The following is a 15,758-nucleotide window of genomic DNA, read 5'->3' as shown; positions in this document are numbered from 1 at the left end:
TTGGCAATGCGGTCCCAGCCGCGGACCGCATCACCTGTAACGAGGAAGAGGTAACCGGGCTACGTGTGATCCACCCCTTTCACTCGTTCCGGTCAGGTACGTACAGGCTGGCGATTATTGCCCTGGATGTCAGCTGTGGTCGATGAACCGGTCCAGGACGCGGGCGCCGAACTTCAGCCCCTCCACCGGCACCCTCTCGTCCACGCCGTGGAACATCCCGGCGAAGTCCAGCTCCGGCGGGAGCTGGAGCGGGGCGAAGCCGAAGCAGCGGATCCCCAGGTCGTCGAAGGACTTGGCGTCCGTGCCGCCGGAGAGCATGTACGGCACCGCGCGGGCGATCGGGTCCTCGGCCTTCAACGCGATCTGCATGGCGTCGACCAGGGCGCCGTCGAAGTCGGTCTCCAGCGCCTTGTCCCCGTGCACGTCCTCGCGGCGCACGCGCGGGCCGAGGATCCGGTCGAGGTCGGCCAGGAACTCCTGCTCGTACCCCGGCAGGAAGCGGCCGTCGACGTGGGCGGTCGCCTGGCCGGGGATCACGTTCACCTTGTAGCCCGCGCCGAGCATGGTGGGCGCCGCGGAGTTGCGCAGCGTGGCGCCGACCATCTTGGCGATCCCGCCGAGCTTCGCGAGGGTGGCGTCCATGTCCTCGGGGTCCAGCGGGGTGCCCAGCGCGTCGGACAGCTCGTCCAGGAACGAGCGGACGGTCTTGGTGACCCGCACCGGCCAGGTGTGCCGGCCGAGCCGCCCGACGGCCTCGCACAGCTCCGTGATCGCGTTGTCGTCGTTGGTCATCGAGCCGTGACCGGCCGTGCCCTCCACGGTCAGCCGCATCCAGTGCATGCCCTTCTGCGCGGTCTCCACGAGGTAGAGGCGCAGGTTCTCGTTGACGGTGAACGAGAAGCCGCCGACCTCGCCGATGGCCTCGGTGACGCCCTCGAAGAGGTCCGGGTGCTTGTCGACGAGGAAGCGGGCCCCGTACGTCCCGCCGGCCTCCTCGTCCGCGAGGAAGGCGAGCACGATGTCGCGCGGGGGCTTGCGGCCGCTGCGCATCCGGTCGCGCACGACGGCGAGCGTCATCGCGTCCATGTCCTTCATGTCGACCGCACCCCGGCCCCATACGCAGCCGTCCGCGATCTCCCCGGAGAACGGGTGGTGCGTCCAGTCGTGCGCGTTGGCCGGGACGACGTCGGTGTGGCCGTGGATGAGCAGGGCGGGCCTGGAGGGGTCCTCGCCCTCGATCCGCGCCACCGTCGAGGCGCGCCCCTTGTGGGACTCGAAGATCTTCGGTTCCAGCCCGACCTCGGCGAGCTGCTCCGCGACGTACTCGGCCGCCGCCCGCTCCCCCGGCCCCGAGTGGTCCCCGTAGTTGCTGGTGTCGATCCTGATCAGGTCACGACAGAGGTCGACGACCTCGCTCTCCGCACTGACGCCGGAGCCGGTCCTGGCCGCTTTGGTCTCGCTCACGCTGGTTCCTTCCACTGTCGCTGTGGTGCTCCCCCTCATCCTCCCGCGCCGGGCCCGAGGACCCAAGGGCGCCCGCCCTGCCGTCACGGGTCCGTCGCACCCACCGGGGCGTGATCGAGCACCCCGCATTGTTTGCTATGGTTTTCCACGTCGGAACGGGCGAGGCCCGCGAGACAGACACCTAGTCCGGGTGGCGGAATGGCAGACGCGCTAGCTTGAGGTGCTAGTGCCCTTTATCGGGCGTGGGGGTTCAAGTCCCCCCTCGGACACCACATGAGATGCCGATCAGGAGCGATCCTGGTCGGCATTTCGCGTTGTTCGGGCACAGTACGCCCCCACCCTTGTTGAAACGGTTCATTCGCGGCTAGCGTCAGCTCCGAGACAGGTGATTCCTCACAAGGAGAACCATGAGTCGCACCGACACCGATCCGCTGACCTGGTACGAGGACCCGAGCCCGGGGTCCGGCGGGCTCCCGCCCCGGGCCCGGTCCGCGGTCTCCGACGCCCGGCGGATGTCCCTCAACGGCACATGGGCCTTCCGGCTCTCGCCCGGGGCCGGGAGCGAGGACGAGTCGTTCGCCGGGGCCGGCTTCGACGCCTCGGCCTGGGGGACGGTCGCCGTTCCGGGGCACTGGGTGCTCCAGGGGGCCGGGGGCGCTCCCGCCTACACCAACGTCGTCTACCCCTTCCCCGTCGACCCGCCCCGGGTGCCGGACGGGAATCCGACGGGCGACCATCTGCGGACCTTCGAACTGCCCGCCGACTGGCCGGACGACGGCGAGGCCGTCCTGCGCTTCGAGGGGGTGGAGTCCTGCGCCCGGGTCTGGCTGAACGGGGAGGTGCTGGGCGACTTCAAGGGGTCCCGGCTGCCTCATGAGTTCGCCGTGGGGCCGCTGCTGCGGGCCGGGGAGAACGTCCTGGCCGTACGGGTGCACGCCTGGTCGTCGGGCAGCTATCTGGAGGACCAGGACCAGTGGTGGCTGCCGGGGATCTTCCGTGACGTGACCCTGGAGCACCGGCCGCAGGGCGCCGCGCGGGACTTCTTCGTGCACGCCGGCTACGACCACCGGGACGGCACGGGCACCCTGCGGGTGGAGTGCGAGGGAGCGGAGGGCCGGGTCCTCGTGCCCGAGCTGGGTCTGGACCTCGCGACCGGAGCGACGGCGACGGTGCCGGCCGAGCCGTGGACCGCCGAGACGCCCCGGCTGTACGACGCCGAGCTGGTGACGCCCGGCGAGCGAGTCCCGCTGCGGATCGGGTTCCGTACGGTCCTCGTCGAGGACGGCGTGATCAAGGTCAACGGGCGGCGGCTGCTCTTCCGCGGGGTCAACCGGCACGAGTTCCATCCGGAGACCGGGCGCACCGTCGACGCCGCGACCATGCGCCGGGACCTGGTGCTGATGAAGCGGCACAACATCAACGCGGTCCGCACCAGCCACTACCCGCCGCACCCGGACTTCCTGGACCTCTGCGACGAGCTGGGCCTGTGGGTGATCGACGAGTGCGATCTGGAGACGCACGGTTTCGTCGATCTGGAGTGGCGGGGCAACCCGGTCGACGACGCGCGGTGGACCCCGGCGCTGCTGGACCGGGCGGCCCGCATGGTCGAGCGCGACAAGAACCACGCCTCGGTGATCGTCTGGTCGCTGGGCAACGAGTGCGGCACCGGCGAGGGACTGACCGCGATGGCCCGCTGGATCCGCGGCCGGGACCCCGAGCGGCTGCTCCACTACGAGGGCGACCTGTCCTGCAAGGACGTCGACTTCTACTCCCGGATGTATCCGACGCACGCCGAGGTCGAGCTGATCGGCCGGCGCGCGGAGGAGCCCTGGCCCGACGCGGAACTCGACGCGCGGCGGCGCGCGATGCCGTTCGTCATGTGCGAGTACGCGCACGCGATGGGCAACGGACCGGGCGGACTGAGCGAGTACCAGCGGCTGTTCGAGCGGTACGAGCGCTGCCAGGGCGGCTTCGTCTGGGAGTGGATCGACCACGGCATCGCCCACCCCCGGCACGGTTTCGCCTACGGCGGGGACTTCGGCGAGGAGCTGCACGACGGGAACTTCGTCTGCGACGGGCTGCTCTTCCCGGACCGCACCCCCTCCCCCGGGCTCGTCGAGTACAAGAAGGTCGTCGAGCCGGTGCGGATCGCCCCGGGCCCGGGGGCGGGCGCGTTCACCGTGACCAACGGGTACGACTTCTCGGGGACCGGGCACCTGGAGTTCCTCTGGTCGCACGAGGTGGACGGGCTGCTCGTCGCCTCGGGCACCCTGGACGTCCCGGAGCTGGCCCCGGGCGCCTCCGCCGAGGTGGTGCCGGGCGGCCCCGGCGACGCGGACGGGGTGTGGACGGTGCGGGCGGTGCTCGCCGAGGACACCGCCTGGGCGGCTCGTGGCCATGTGGTGGCCTGGGGCCAGGCCGAACGCGGCGCACCCGCGGTCCCCGCCCCGGCCACGGGCGCGCGTCCGGTGCGCTCCGGTGGGCGGATCACTCTCGGTCCGGGCGTGTTCGACGCGGCGTCCGGTGTCCCGGTCCGCATCGGGAACGTGCCGGTGGAGGGGCTGCGGCTGGACGTGTGGCGGGCGCCGACGGACAACGACAACGGTGCGGCGTGGCAGCCGGACGAGCGGTACGGGCTGCGCTGGCGGGAGTGGGGGCTGCACCGGATGCGGCACCGGACCGACGCGGTGGAGACGGACGGGGAGGCACTGGTGGTGCGGACCCGGGTGGCTCCGGCCGGGCGGGACGTGGGGCTGCGGACGGTGTACCGCTGGACGGCCGACGGGGACCGGCTGGGGCTGACGGTGTCCGTGGTGCCGGAGGGCGAGTGGCGGGTGCCGCTGCCCCGGCTGGGGATCGGCTTCGCGCTGCCCTCGGCGTACGGCGAGGCCGCCTGGCTGGGCGGCGGTCCGGGCGAGGCGTATCCGGACACCCGGGCCGCGTCGCTGCTGGGGCGGTGGCGGTCGGACGTCGACGCGCTGCAGACGCCGTACGTCCGGCCCCAGGAGAACGGGGCGCGGGCCGGCGTCCGGTGGGCCGAGCTGACGGACGAGGGCGGCCGGGGGCTGCGGGCCGAGGGCGTCACACCCTTCTGGTTCACGGCCCGGCGCTGGACGGACGAGCGGCTGGACGCGGCGGAGCACCGGCCGGACCTGGTGGCGGGCGACCGGGTCCACGTCCATCTGGACCACGCCCTCCAGGGGATCGGATCGCAGTCCTGCGGTCCGGGCGTGCTGCCGGAGTACCGGCTCGACGCGGCGCCCGCGGAGTTCTCGTTCGTGTTCTCCGCGCTGGGCTGAACCCGCTGCCTCCGGAGCCTCCCGCCCCGGCCGCGGCCGGGGCGGGACCCCGTCAGCGGAAGAGGTGTCCGGGCAGCAGGTGCTGGTCGCGCAGGGAGTCGCGGACCAGACCGGCGAACGCGGTGGCCCCGGTCTCCGAGGTGTGGGTGTTGTCCCGCTTCTCGTCGGTGAGGTAGAGCGCCTTGGAGGCGTCAGGGCCCAGTTCCTCGACCAGGCGGCGGGTGCGGGCGGTGAGGTCGACGAGCGGGACGTCCTGTTCGGCGGCGAGCCGCCGGATCTGCGCGGGCAGGTCCACGCCGAGGCCGTTGACCAGCAGGGCGGTGCCGTTGTCGAGGGTGCCGTCGGCGTTGAACCAGCGGCGGACGACCGGGGTGACCAGCACCGGTCGTCCGCCCTCGGCGCGTATCCCGTCGATCATCGTGGTGAGGTTCGCGCGGTAGTCGGCCTCGGTCGTCTGCTTGTCGTTGTGGGCGAGCTGGATCAGTACGGTGTCGCCGCGCCGGACGAGCGGGCGGACGGTGGCGAAGAGCCGGGGGTCGTCGAGGTAGGTCCGCGAACTCTCGCCGGAGTCGGCGTGGTTGGCGACGGAGAGGCCGGCCCGGAAGAACCGGGGCAGCTCCTGGCCCCACCCGGTGTAGGGGGCCGTGGCCTGGTCGCAGACGGTCGAGTCGCCGATCAGGAGGAGCCGCGGGGTGCGCGGGGCCGGGGCCACGTGCAGACCGGCCAGGAGCGGGGCCGGGCCGGAGAACACGAGGTCGAGCCCGGGGCTGCCGCTCGCGCCGGTGGGTTCGCCCTCCGGCTCGCGCACGTCGACGGTGAACGAGCGGACCACCGTACGGCCCGCCGGGGTGGCCGTCTCGGCGAGCAGGGTGCGCCGGGCCTCCGCGGTCACCGACGTCCGGCCCTCGGTGGCACCGCCGAGGCGCGCGGTGACGCGGTAGGTGCCGGGGGCCACGTCGATGTGGCACACCACCGGGGCGCTCCCGGAGCAGCCGGCCGGGAGGCCGTTCCCGGTGGCGGGGGCGGCGTCGGCCGGGACGGCCGTGGCGAGGGAGACCGCGGCGGCCAGGGCGGTCAGCAGGGCGGGTCCGGTTCTGCGGACGGGGGACATACGGGGCTCCTTCGGGGACACGGGTGCGGGGTGCGCGGGTGCCGCGCCGCCCCTCCCGGGGCGGCAGCGCGCGTCGCGCAAGCGCTTTCTACCCCGCCCGCACCGCGATTGAATCCTTTCAGTCCCATGAATTCCGCGCCGCCGCCGGCCGGTCCGCTGTGGGAGGATTCCGGGCACCATGAGAACCAGCACGACACCGTCCGGCGGCCTCGGGGCCTTGCGATGAGGGGCCGGGCGAAGCCCCCCGCCCCGCCGCTCCCCCAGCACGAGGGGGTCGACCCGGTCCGGGTGCGGCTCCCCGAGGACCCGGCGGGGGCCTGGGCGACGGTCGGGGACCATCTGCGGGAGCGCTTCGGGGGCGCGATCGGCGCGGCACGGGTCGACGCGATGCTGAGCGGGGGCCGATTCGTCTCGGTGGACGGTCCGGTGACGGGCGCCGAGCCGTACGCACCGGGCCGGTATCTCTGGTTCCACCGGGACTTCGCCCCGGAGGAGCCGGTGCCCTTCCCGGTCGGGGTGGTGTACCGGGACGCGCGTCTCGTCGTGGCGGACAAGCCGCACTTCCTGGCGACGACGCCGCGCGGCAGCCATGTCACCGAGACGGCGGTGGCCCGGCTCCGCCGCGAACTGGGGCTTCCCGGCCTCCAGCCCGCCCACCGGCTGGACCGGCTGACGGCGGGGCTGGTGCTGTTCGTGGTGCGGGCCGGCGACCGGGGCGCGTACCAGACGCTGTTCCGGGACCGGCTGGTGCGCAAGGAGTACGAGGCGGTCGCCCCGTACGATCCCGGGCTGGTCCTCCCCCGGACCGTGCGCAGCCGGATCGTGAAGGAGCGCGGGGTGGTCACCGCCCGGGAGGAGCCGGGCGAGCCGAACAGCGAGAGCCGGATCGAGCTGCTGGAGCACCGGGGCGGACTCGGCCGCTACCGGCTGCTGCCCGCCACCGGGCGGACGCATCAGCTGCGCGTCCACATGAACGCGCTGGGACTGCCGCTGCTGCACGATCCGCTCTACCCCGCCGTGGTGCCCCCGGGCACGGCCGAGGACTTCGCGCGGCCGCTGCAACTGCTGGCCAGGGTGCTGGAGTTCACCGATCCGGTCACGGGAGAGCCGCGCCGCTTCGAGAGCGGGCTGCGGCTCTCCGCGTGGCCGGAGGGCTGAGGACGGTCCCGGGTCAGTGGCCCCGGGCGATCCACTCGTCCAGGTGCGGGGCCTCCGCGCCGATCGTGGTGGAGTCGCCGTGTCCGGTGCGGACGGTGGTCTCCGGGTCCAGGACGAGGAGCCGGTCCCGGATGGAGCCGACGATCGTCGGGAAGTCCGAGAAGGACCGTCCGGTGGCGCCGGGGCCGCCCTGGAAGAGGGTGTCGCCGGTGAAGACGGTGCCGAGCGCGGGGGCGTACAGGCAGACCGCGCCGGGGGCGTGCCCCGGGGTGTGCAGCACGGTCAGCACCGTACCGGCGACGGTGATCTCCTGTCCGTCGGCCAGTTCGCCGTCGGGTGCCCGGTCCGGATGGGTCTGCTTCCACAGCGGCAGGTCGTCGGGGTGGAGCAGCACGGGCGCGCCGGTGGCGGCGGCGAGCTCCGGGGCGGCGTCGATGTGGTCGTTGTGCGCGTGGGTGCAGATGATGGCGCGCAGCGTACGGCCGCCGAGGGCGGCCCGGATGGCGGCGGCGTCGTGGGCGGCGTCGATGACGACGGCCTCGGTGTCGTCGCCGACGATCCAGACGTTGTTGTCGACGTCCCACTCGCCGCCGTCGAGGGCGAAGGTGCCCGAGGTGACCAGGTGGTCGATGCGGGCGGCCATCAGAGGACCACCACCGAGCGCAGCACGTCGCCGTCGTGCATGCGGGCGAAGGCCTGCTCCACCTCGCCGAGCCCGATGGTCTCGGTGACGAACGCGCCGAGGTCGATGCGGCCCTGCTGGTGGAGGTCGATCAGCATCGGGAAGTCGCGCGAGGGCAGGCAGTCGCCGTACCAGGAGGACTTGAGGGAGCCGCCGCGGCCGAAGACGTCCAGCAGCGGGAGTTCGAGCTTCATCTCCGGGGTGGGGACGCCGACCAGGACGACGGTGCCGGCGAGGTCGCGGGCGTAGAAGGCCTGCTCGTACGTCTCGGGGCGGCCGACCGCCTCGATGACGACGTCGGCGCCGTGGCCGCCGGTGAGCGAGCGGACGGCCTCGACCGGGTCGGTGGCGCGGGAGTTGACGGTGTGGGTGGCGCCCATCTTCTTCGCCGTCTCCAGCTTGCGGTCGTCGATGTCGACCGCGATGATCTTCGCCGCTCCGGCCAGCCGGGCGCCGACCACGGCCGCGTCGCCGACCCCGCCGCAGCCGATGACGGCGACCGAGTCGCCGCGGCCGACCTGGCCGGTGTTGATGGCGGCGCCGATCCCGGCCATGACACCGCAGCCCAGCAGTCCGGCGACGGCCGGGGAGACCTCGGGGTCGACCTTGGTGCACTGGCCGGCGGCGACGAGGGTCTTCTCCGCGAAGGCGCCGATGCCCAGGGCCGGGGACAGCTCGGTGCCGTCGAGCAGCGTCATCTTCTGCTTGGCGTTGTGGGTGTCGAAGCAGTACCAGGGACGGCCGCGCAGACAGGCGCGGCACTGGCCGCAGACGGCTCGCCAGTTGAGGACGACGAAGTCGCCGGGGGCGACGTCGGTGACGCCCTCGCCCACGGACTCCACGACGCCCGCGGCCTCGTGGCCGAGGAGGAAGGGGAACTCGTCGTTGATGCCGCCCTGCTTGTAGTGCAGGTCGGTGTGGCAGACGCCGCAGGCCTGGATCTTCACCACGGCCTCACCCGGCCCCGGGTCCGGGATCACGATCGTCTCGACGCGGACCGGCTCGTTCTTTCCCGGTGCGATGACCCCTTGTACGTGCTGCGCCATTCCCGTGGACTCCCTTTCCCGACATGTCCTGGGACCGACCTGTGCCGACTTTTCCGGCAGATCGATCTCGGACCACCGTACGCGCCCCGGAGCGGCGGGGACGTACCCCGGGGCGCACTCCGTACGGCCGTGCCGTCCGCTCAGTCCCCGTACACCCGCCGTCCGCCCACATAGGTCGCCAGGACCTTCGTCTCGGCGATCTCCTCGGGGGGTCCGCCGTACGGGTCGCGGTCGAGGACGACGAGGTCGGCGAGGGCGCCGGGGCGGATGGTGCCGGTGTCGTCCAGGTGGTTCACGTACGCGGATCCCGCCGTGTACGCGGCGATCGCGTCGGTCAGGGAGATCCGCTGGCCGGGGAGGAAGACCGGTCCGTCGCCGCCGGGTGCCACGCGGTTGACGGCCGTGTGGATGCCGTGCAACGGGTCGACGCTGCTGACCGGCCAGTCGGAGCCGGCGGCCACGGTGGCTCCGGCGTCGAGCAGCGCGGCGAACGGGTACTGGAGCGCGGCGCGTTCGGCGCCGAGGAAGGGGATGGTCAGTTCGTCCATCTGCGGTTCGTGGGAAGCCCAGAGCGGCTGGATGTTGGCGGTGGCGCCGAGGGCGCGGAAGCGGGGGATGTCGTCGGGGTGGACGATCTGGAGATGGGCGAGGTGGGGGCGGGTGTCGGTACGGCCGTTGGCGGTACGGGCGGCCTCGACGGCGTCCAGTGCCTCGCGCACGGCCCGGTCGCCCAGGGCGTGGAAGTGGGTCTGGAAACCGAGCGCGTCCAGTTCGGTGACGTACCGGCACAGTTCGGCGGGGTCGACGAAGCTGGTGCCGGTGTTGCCGCCGGCACAGCCGCAGGCGTCGAGGTAGGGGGCGAGGAGGGCCGCGGTGCCGGTCTCGGCGACGCCGTCCTGCATGATCTTGACGGTGCCGGCGCGGAAGTTGCGGCCGGTCGGTTCCCCGCGCCGGGCGAGGAGTTCGGGGATCTGTTCGGCGCCGCGTTCGCGGTCCCACCACAGGGCGCCGGTGACACGGGCGGTGAGGGTGCCGTCGCGATCGGCGGTGAGGTAGGCGTCGGAGACGTCGTCCATGGAGCCGTACGTGCCGACGATGGCGTCCTGCCAGGCGGTGATGCCGTGTGCGTGCAGCAGGCGCTGGGCGCGGAGCAGCCCGGCGAGGCGGTCGGCGGCGGTGGAGCGGGGGGCGTGGCGGGCGACCAGGTCCATGGCGCCCTCCTGGAGGAGTCCGGTGGGCTCGCCGCGGTGGTCGCGTTCGATGCGGCCGTCGGCGGGGTCGGGGGTGGCGGCGGTGATCCCGGCGAGCGCCAGGGCCCGGCCGTTGGCCCAGGCGCCGTGGTGGTCGCGGTTGACGAGGAGGGCGGGGCGGTCGGGTACGGCGGAGTCGAGCTGTTCCCGGGTGGGGGCGCCGCCCTCGAACGCCTCCATGGACCAGCCGCCGCCGGTGATCCACTCCCGTTCGGGGTTGCGGTCGGCGTACGCGCGGACGGCGGCGAGCGTGGCGCGGGCGTCGTGGGCGTCGGTGAGGTCGCACTGCGCCATCTCCTGTCCGGCGGCGACCGGGTGGACGTGGGCGTCCTGGAAGCCGGGCAGGAGGAGGCGGCCGGCGAGGTCCACCACCTCGGTGCGCGGGCCGATGAGGGCGCGGACCTCGTCGTGGCCGACGGCCGTGATCCGGTCTCCGGTGACGGCGACGGTGGTGGCGCGGGTGCGGGCGGCGTCCATGGTGAGGACGGGGCCGCCGGTGAGGACGAGGTCGGCGTGGGCGCGGGGCATGGGGTTCCGTTCGGTGGGGTGGTACGGGGCGGGGTCAGGCCGGTTCGGCGACGGGTTCGGGGGCGGGCTCGGCCGGTGCGGCCGGGGGGACCGAGCGGCCGGTGGCGAAGTAGGGGGATTTCCGGGCCCACTTGGCCCAGGCGGCCGCGGCGACGCCGGTGAGCAGCATGACGGCGGGGCAGAGCAGCATGAACCAGCCGTTGTCCGGGCTGATCTCGAAGTGGTCGGCGGAGGTGTAGAAGGTCCAGCAGAGGTAGCCGCCGAGGCCGAGCAGCACCAGGGCGCTGACGACGGGCAGGACCACGGCCCGCAGGGCCAGGGACGGGCTCTCCCGGAGGGCGCCCCGGAAGCGGGCGGCGGCGGCCAGCGCGGTGAGGGCGTAGTAGAGCGAGACGACGACGCCGATGGCGTTCACCGAGGCGAGGATGAGGTCGCCGACCTTCGGGATGACGAGCGAGAGCACGGCGACGGCCGCGGCGACGCAGCCGATGACGACGGTGCCGGCGGCGGGCGTGCCGTAGCGGGGGCTGATCCTGGCCCAGAGCGGTCCGAGCGTGCGGTCCCGGCTCATCGCGAACATGCCGCGCACGGTGGGGATGACGCCGGACTGGAGGGAGGCGACGGCGGAGAAGGTGAGCGCGATCAGCGGCAGCGCGGCGAGCGGTTCGCCGGCGAGGCGGTCGCCGAAGTAGGTGAGGCCCTGGGCGCCGTGGGTGGTGAGTTCGTCGAACGAGAGGACCCGCTGGAAGGCGAAGGAGCCGAGCAGGAACAGGCCCAGCATGGTGAACAGGGTGATGGTCCCGGCCCGGGACGCGTCCCTGGGGTCCTTGATCTCCTCGCTGACGCTGAAGGTGGACTCGAAGCCCCAGAAGCAGAAGACGGAGAGCAGAAGGCCCTGGGCGAGCTGCTGAAGGGACGGGATCGTGAAGGGGTTGATCCAGTCGAGGCTGAAGGGGTGGGGGCCGGCGAACAGGGCGTAGCCGCAGAAACCGAGGAGCACGGCGTACTCGAAGACCAGCAGGTACTTCTGGAGGTTGGCGGCCGAGCGGATGCCGGTGACCGCGGTGAGGGTGACGGCGACCAGGACGACGATGCCGAGGGCGGTGGACTGGGCGGTGGAGTCGGGGTCCAGCCGCAGGCCGGCCAGCCGGTGCAGTCCGGACTCGCCGGCGAGCTGGATCAGCGCGGAGCCGGTGACGGTCGTGGTGTAGGCGAGGAAGACGACGGTGGAAACGATGCCGATCCAGCCGACGAGGAAGCCGAGCCAGGGGCTGAGGGAGCGGCCGACCCAGACGTAGCCGCTGCCCATGTTGGGCTCGACCCGGTTGAGCCGGGAGTAGGCGCCCGCGATGCCGAGGATCGGCAGGAAGGCCAGCAGCATGATGATCGGCAGGTGGAGGCCGACGGCGCCCGCGGTCACGCCGAGTCCGATGCCGATGCTGGTGGTGGCGGCGGTGGACGAGGCCGCGATGGCGAAACCGTCCACCACACCGAGGCTCTTGCGCAGGCCGGCGGGTGGCTGGTCACGGTGGGCAGGACGAGAGGACACGGCCGCTCCTTTACCGAGGGGCGCTCTTCGGCCCCGATGGCGGCACATCGAACTCCTCGGGGGTTCCGCACGTCAACTGCGTTGTCGTAAGGTGCCCGGCATGAACGCGAGCGAGCGGGTGGTGCCGGAGGACGCGCGGCGCCGCAGGCGCCCCACCAAGCAGGGCACGGTGCTCTCCGAGCGGCTGATCGTGGAGACGGCGCTGCGGCTGATCGGCGAGCACGGGGCGGCGGCGCTGACGGTGCGCCGGCTGGGCGCCGCGCTGGGCTGCGATCCGAGTGCGCTGTACCGGTACTTCCGCGACACGGACGATCTGCTGCTGGCGGTGGCCGACGAGCTGATCGGGCGGACGCTGCGCGCGTGGCGGCCGACGGGCGACTGGCGGGCCGATCTGCGGGCACTGGGGCTGCGGATGCACGCGGACTACCTGGCGCATCCGCAGGCGGCGATGCTGACGTGTGCGCGGGTGACCGGGCGGACCCACGAGATCCGGTCGGTGGAGGCGATCCTCGGGGTGCTGAGGGGCGCGGGGTTCCCGGACGCCGAGGCGGTGCGGATCTACCACGTCTTCGTGGACCAGACGCTGTCGTTCGCGGCGCTGGACGCGTCCACGCTGGTGCTGTCGGAGCGGGCCAGGGCGCTGGAGGAGCAGGCGTGGCCGGAGATCTACGCCCGTCAGCCGGCCGAGACGCATCCGCACATCGCGGCGACGGCGCCGGTGCTGGTGGCGGAGATGGGGCGCAGCGGCTATCCGGCGGCGCTGGAGATGGTCCTGGCCGCGGCGGCCGCGCGGCTGCGGCACGTCACGGGGTGACGGGGCGGCGGATCAGGGGCGGCAGCGAGCTACAGGCTACGGGCTACGGGCTACGGCGGATCAGGGGGCCAGGACGTCCAGTTCGTGCAGGGCGCCGGTGGCGATCTCCTTGGTGAGGCGTTCGGCCGCGGCCGCGTCGCCCTCGCGCACGGCCTCGGCGAGGCGGACGTGCAGGGTGACGGCGGCGGGGTCGGGGTCCTCGAACATGACCTGGTGGTGGGTGCGCCCGGCCAGGACCTCGGCGACCACGTCGCCCAGGCGCGCGAACATCTCGTTGCCGGAGGCGTCCAGGACGATCCGGTGGAACGCGATGTCGTGCTCCAGATAGGCCTCCAGCTGCTGGCCTCGCGAGGTGGCGACCATGCCGAGGGCCCGTTCGGTCAGCTCGGCGCACTGCCGCGCGGTGGCGTTGCGGGCGGCCAGCGAGGCGGCGACGGGTTCGATCGCGGAGCGCAGCACGGTCAGTGAGCGCAGCTGGCGGGGGCGGTCGGCGCCGGCCAGACGCCAGCGGATGACCTGGGGGTCGTAGACGTTCCACGCCTCGGTGGGGCGTACGGTCACGCCGACCCGGCGCCGGGACTCGACGAGGTGCATGGACTCCAGGACGCGGATCACCTCGCGCACGACCGTACGGGAGACGTCGAAGCGCTCCGCCAGCTCGTCGGTGCGCAGCACGCTGCCGGGCGGATGCTCCCCGGCCGCGATCTCCAGGCCCACGGTGTCCAGCACCTGTGTATGCAGCCCCTGGCCCCGTGTGGTCATGACCCCAGCGTACGGGGGCGCTTCCGGGCGGCCACCGCCGGAACAAAAAGTACGACGTTTATGTCACAGCATCTTGAATAAGTCGTACGTATAGGTTTCAGTAGCGCGACGGACCGATGTCGAGGACGACATCGACGAAGACAGCGAGGCACCGACATGAGCACCCCCCACGTCGTCGTGGTGATGGGCGTCGCAGGAACCGGCAAGACCACGATCGGCCCCCTGCTCGCCGACGCCCTGGGCGTCCCGTACGCCGAGGGCGACGACTTCCATCCCCCGGCGAACATCGCCAAGATGTCGGCCGGCGTCCCGCTGGACGACGCGGACCGGTGGCCCTGGCTCGACGCGATCGGGCAGTGGGCGCACGGCCGGGCCGGACTCGGCGGGGTGGTCAGCAGCTCCGCGCTCAAGCGGTCCTACCGCGACCGGCTGCGGGGCGAGGCCCCCGGTGCCGTCTTCCTGCATCTGACCGGCTCCCGCCCGCTGATCGCGGAGCGGATGGCCGGACGTACGGGCCATTTCATGCCGACCGCGCTCCTCGACTCGCAGTTCGCCACCCTCGAACCGCTCGCGGACGACGAGGCCGGAGTGGCCGTCGACGTGTCCGGCCCCCCCGAGGACATCACCCGGCGGGCCGTCGACGCGCTGCGCCGGCTCGACAGTTAAGGATCATCACCGTGACCAGTCTCAGCGTCGAGACGCTGGCAGCGGACGCCGTCGAACCGATCACCTCGGCCGGCAACGCTCAGTTGGGCATCGCCGTCCTGGCGGGCATCGCCGTCATCGTCGTGCTCATCACCAAGTTCAAGATGCACGCGTTCCTCGCGCTCACCATCGGCTCGCTGGCCCTCGGCTCCTTCGCCGGGGCCGCGCCGGCGAAGACGATAGCGAGCTTCACCGCGGGCCTCGGCTCCACCGTCGCGGGCGTCGGCGTCCTCATCGCGCTCGGCGCGATCCTGGGCAAGCTGCTCGCCGACTCCGGCGGCGCGGACCAGATCGTCGACACGATCCTCGCGAAGGCGAGCGGACGGGCCATGCCGTGGGCGATGGTCCTCATCGCCTCGATCATCGGTCTGCCGCTGTTCTTCGAGGTCGGCATCGTGCTGCTGATCCCGGTGGTGCTGCTCGTCGCCAAGCGCGGCAACTACTCCCTCATGCGGATCGGCATCCCGGCGCTCGCCGGCCTCTCCGTGATGCACGGACTGATCCCCCCGCACCCCGGTCCGCTCGTCGCCATCGACGCGCTCGGCGCCAACCTGGGCGTCACCCTGGCCCTGGGTGTACTGGTCGCCGTGCCGACCGTGATCATCGCGGGCCCGCTCTTCTCCCGGTACGCCGCCCGCTGGGTGGACATCAAGGCGCCGGAGCAGATGATCCCGCAGCGCCCCTCGGAGGACCTGGACCGGCGGCCGAGCTTCGGCGCCACCCTGGCGACGATCCTGCTGCCCGTCGTCCTGATGCTGGTCAAGGCGCTCGTCGACATCGTGGTGGACGATCCCGAGCAGGGGCTCCAGAAGGTCACCGATGTGATCGGCTCGCCGCTGATCGCCCTGCTGGCGGCGGTCGTCGTCGGGATGTTCACGCTGGGCCGGGCGGCCGGGTTCACCCGGGCGCGGCTCTCCACCACCGTGGAGAAGTCGCTCGCCCCGATCGCCGGTGTGCTGCTCATCGTGGGCGCGGGCGGCGGCTTCAAGCAGACCCTGATCGACGCCGGTGTGGGCCAGATGATCCTGGACTTCTCCAAGGACTGGTCGATCCCCGCACTGCTGCTGGGCTGGCTGATCGCGGTCGCGATCCGGCTGGCGACGGGTTCGGCGACGGTCGCGACCATCTCGGCGGCCGGTCTGGTGGCCCCGCTGGCGGCCGACATGTCGACCTCCCACGCGGCGCTGCTGGTCCTCGCGGTGGGCGCGGGCTCGCTCTTCTTCAGCCATGTCAACGACGCCGGCTTCTGGCTGGTGAAGGAGTACTTCGGCATGGACGTCGGGCAGACCGTGAAGACCTGGTCGGTCATGGAGACGATCATCTCCGTGGTCTCGCTGGTCCTGGTCCTGCTGCTGTCGCTGATTCTCTAGCGGCCCCCGGCGCCCGCTGT

Annotated in this window: 12 protein-coding genes and 1 tRNA gene; 6 read left to right on the top strand and 7 right to left on the bottom strand. The window is 72.6% G+C overall.

Features of this window, described 5'->3' with window-relative positions; all coding sequences use genetic code 11:
- Positions 1-129: 129 nt before the first annotated feature.
- Positions 130-1,464, bottom strand: coding sequence for a M20/M25/M40 family metallo-hydrolase (locus tag ACFVDM_RS34645; RefSeq protein ID WP_383650100.1), 1,335 nt, complete (start codon positions 1,462-1,464; stop codon positions 130-132).
- Positions 1,465-1,648: 184 nt separating this feature from the next.
- Between ACFVDM_RS34645 and ACFVDM_RS34640 the strand changes: the two genes are divergently transcribed.
- Together ACFVDM_RS34640 and ACFVDM_RS34635 are read left to right on the top strand one after the other, a co-directional pair.
- Positions 1,649-1,736, top strand: a tRNA-Leu gene (locus tag ACFVDM_RS34640).
- A gap of 135 nt (positions 1,737-1,871) precedes the next feature.
- On the top strand, positions 1,872-4,763 hold the full coding sequence (locus ACFVDM_RS34635) for a glycoside hydrolase family 2 TIM barrel-domain containing protein (protein ID WP_383650096.1): 2,892 nt from the start codon (positions 1,872-1,874) through the stop codon (positions 4,761-4,763).
- Positions 4,764-4,815: 52 nt separating this feature from the next.
- Here ACFVDM_RS34635 and ACFVDM_RS34630 read toward each other — a convergent pair whose 3' ends face one another.
- Positions 4,816-5,874: a rhamnogalacturonan acetylesterase gene (locus tag ACFVDM_RS34630; RefSeq protein WP_383650094.1), complete on the bottom strand. Its 1,059-nt coding sequence runs from the start codon at positions 5,872-5,874 to the stop codon at positions 4,816-4,818.
- A gap of 222 nt (positions 5,875-6,096) precedes the next feature.
- Here ACFVDM_RS34630 and ACFVDM_RS34625 point away from each other — a divergent pair, with 222 nt between their 5' ends.
- On the top strand, positions 6,097-7,032 hold the full coding sequence (locus ACFVDM_RS34625) for a pseudouridine synthase (protein WP_383650090.1): 936 nt from the start codon (positions 6,097-6,099) through the stop codon (positions 7,030-7,032).
- Positions 7,033-7,045: 13 nt separating this feature from the next.
- Here ACFVDM_RS34625 and ACFVDM_RS34620 read toward each other — a convergent pair whose 3' ends face one another.
- The 4 genes from ACFVDM_RS34620 to ACFVDM_RS34605 form a co-directional block, all read right to left on the bottom strand.
- Positions 7,046-7,675 carry an MBL fold metallo-hydrolase gene (locus ACFVDM_RS34620; protein WP_383650086.1) on the bottom strand — a complete coding sequence of 210 codons (630 nt, stop codon included), beginning with the start codon at positions 7,673-7,675 and terminating at the stop codon, positions 7,046-7,048.
- A complete protein-coding gene (locus ACFVDM_RS34615; protein ID WP_383650082.1) occupies positions 7,675-8,760 on the bottom strand; it encodes an S-(hydroxymethyl)mycothiol dehydrogenase in 1,086 nt (361 codons plus the stop codon). The genes ACFVDM_RS34620 and ACFVDM_RS34615 overlap by 1 nt, the downstream gene beginning before the upstream one ends.
- Before the next feature lie 140 nt (positions 8,761-8,900).
- On the bottom strand, positions 8,901-10,538 hold the full coding sequence (locus tag ACFVDM_RS34610) for an amidohydrolase (protein WP_383650078.1): 1,638 nt from the start codon (positions 10,536-10,538) through the stop codon (positions 8,901-8,903).
- Between the two features lie 34 nt (positions 10,539-10,572).
- Entirely contained in the window at positions 10,573-12,087 is a 1,515-nt protein-coding gene (locus tag ACFVDM_RS34605; protein ID WP_383650075.1) for an APC family permease, read from the bottom strand.
- A 100-nt stretch (positions 12,088-12,187) separates the two neighbouring features.
- Between ACFVDM_RS34605 and ACFVDM_RS34600 the strand changes: the two genes are divergently transcribed.
- The gene (locus tag ACFVDM_RS34600) at positions 12,188-12,901 is read left to right on the top strand and encodes a TetR/AcrR family transcriptional regulator (protein WP_383650071.1); all 714 of its coding nucleotides are present in this window, start codon (positions 12,188-12,190) and stop codon (positions 12,899-12,901) included.
- Between the two features lie 60 nt (positions 12,902-12,961).
- Here the strand turns inward: ACFVDM_RS34600 and ACFVDM_RS34595 are convergent, their stop codons facing one another.
- Entirely contained in the window at positions 12,962-13,663 is a 702-nt protein-coding gene (locus ACFVDM_RS34595) for a FadR/GntR family transcriptional regulator (protein WP_383650068.1), read from the bottom strand.
- A 156-nt stretch (positions 13,664-13,819) separates the two neighbouring features.
- Here ACFVDM_RS34595 and ACFVDM_RS34590 point away from each other — a divergent pair, with 156 nt between their 5' ends.
- Both ACFVDM_RS34590 and ACFVDM_RS34585 read left to right on the top strand, forming a co-directional pair.
- Positions 13,820-14,329 (top strand): gluconokinase, encoded by a 510-nt coding sequence (locus ACFVDM_RS34590; protein WP_383650067.1) that lies wholly within the window; start codon positions 13,820-13,822, stop codon positions 14,327-14,329.
- An 11-nt stretch (positions 14,330-14,340) separates the two neighbouring features.
- Entirely contained in the window at positions 14,341-15,738 is a 1,398-nt protein-coding gene (locus ACFVDM_RS34585; protein ID WP_383650063.1) for a GntP family permease, read from the top strand.
- Positions 15,739-15,758: the final 20 nt, after the last annotated feature.

Source organism: Streptomyces sp. NPDC057682 (assembly GCF_042799575.1).
Lineage (GTDB): Bacteria > Actinomycetota > Actinomycetes > Streptomycetales > Streptomycetaceae > Streptomyces.
This window is presented reverse-complemented; position numbering and strand designations above follow the sequence as displayed.

Excerpts from the sequence above, each read along its gene's own strand:
- ACFVDM_RS34630 (WP_383650094.1), bottom strand. The coding sequence starts at position 5,874 with ATGTCCCCCGTCCGCAGAACCGGACCCGCCCTGCTGACCGCCCTGGCC.
- ACFVDM_RS34600 (WP_383650071.1), top strand. The coding sequence starts at position 12,188 with ATGAACGCGAGCGAGCGGGTGGTGCCGGAGGACGCGCGGCGCCGCAGG.
- ACFVDM_RS34620 (WP_383650086.1), bottom strand. The coding sequence starts at position 7,675 with ATGGCCGCCCGCATCGACCACCTGGTCACCTCGGGCACCTTCGCCCTC.
- ACFVDM_RS34625 (WP_383650090.1), top strand. The coding sequence starts at position 6,097 with ATGAGGGGCCGGGCGAAGCCCCCCGCCCCGCCGCTCCCCCAGCACGAG.
- ACFVDM_RS34590 (WP_383650067.1), top strand. The coding sequence starts at position 13,820 with ATGAGCACCCCCCACGTCGTCGTGGTGATGGGCGTCGCAGGAACCGGC.
- ACFVDM_RS34635 (WP_383650096.1), top strand. The coding sequence starts at position 1,872 with ATGAGTCGCACCGACACCGATCCGCTGACCTGGTACGAGGACCCGAGC.
- ACFVDM_RS34610 (WP_383650078.1), bottom strand. The coding sequence starts at position 10,538 with ATGCCCCGCGCCCACGCCGACCTCGTCCTCACCGGCGGCCCCGTCCTC.
- ACFVDM_RS34595 (WP_383650068.1), bottom strand. The coding sequence starts at position 13,663 with ATGACCACACGGGGCCAGGGGCTGCATACACAGGTGCTGGACACCGTG.
- ACFVDM_RS34615 (WP_383650082.1), bottom strand. The coding sequence starts at position 8,760 with ATGGCGCAGCACGTACAAGGGGTCATCGCACCGGGAAAGAACGAGCCG.